General features: G+C 29.8%; 1 protein-coding gene. It reads right to left on the reverse strand.

The genetic code is table 11. The annotated features are described in order from the left end of the window. Window positions 1-218 precede the first annotated feature (218 nt). On the reverse strand, window positions 219-778 hold a 560-nt coding region (locus AC1DJR_RS32120; RefSeq protein WP_477004482.1), incomplete at its 5' end, for a hypothetical protein.

Below are 778 nucleotides of genomic sequence, written 5' to 3' on the forward strand. Positions count from 1 at the left end.
ATACAAGCATACGCTAAAAAAATAGCGATTTTATTCCTTCAAAAAAATAAACGTCTAAAAGTAAGTGACAATTTTTATCTTAGCCAGTATTCACATGTTACTCATATTTAAATTATAATAGATAAAAGAGACTTCAAAAAACAGTCTCTTTTATTATAGGGGATTCGACTTATTATCTTTATTTTACTTCACTATTGTTTCTAATTTTTCAAGGCTTATTAATTCTCTACTAAATCAATAGAAAATGTCCCTTCTGGATACTCAATAATCGCTTCTCCCTTGGCTAAAGCGAAATCTCCAGCATACGTTCCAACTTTGGAGAACTCGCAATATTTTCCGTTATCACACAAATTGGATAGTGTTCCCCCAGTTATTTTTACCATTCCTTCTTTAGAATCTAATCGATATGTTCCATAATGAAGATTATTTGTTATTTTAGTGGCGTTACCAGAAAAAGTTTCCGTTATAAATTTTCCACCATACATTTTTAAGATCATAGGAGTTTGTCCATAAAAAATATCACCAGAAATTTTAGTGTTAATTCCAGCTACAGTTTTTTGATTCGTGTACATTGGTGAAGTAGCTTGGAAAGAAGTTTTATTTAAGAACAGGCTAGTTCCATATATTTTAATGAAATTTTGATCCTCTTTCGATATTACTTCGTTTATATCATACTTACTATTAATCTCGTAAATTTTTAATGAAATTTGCTCTTTAGTTAATCTCTGTCCCTTTTCTAATGTACTAGCTTCGGTAGAGTTTACAGAAAATACTCCTA

The sequence above is a fragment of the Bacillus sp. 05T31 genome, assembly GCF_056396725.1.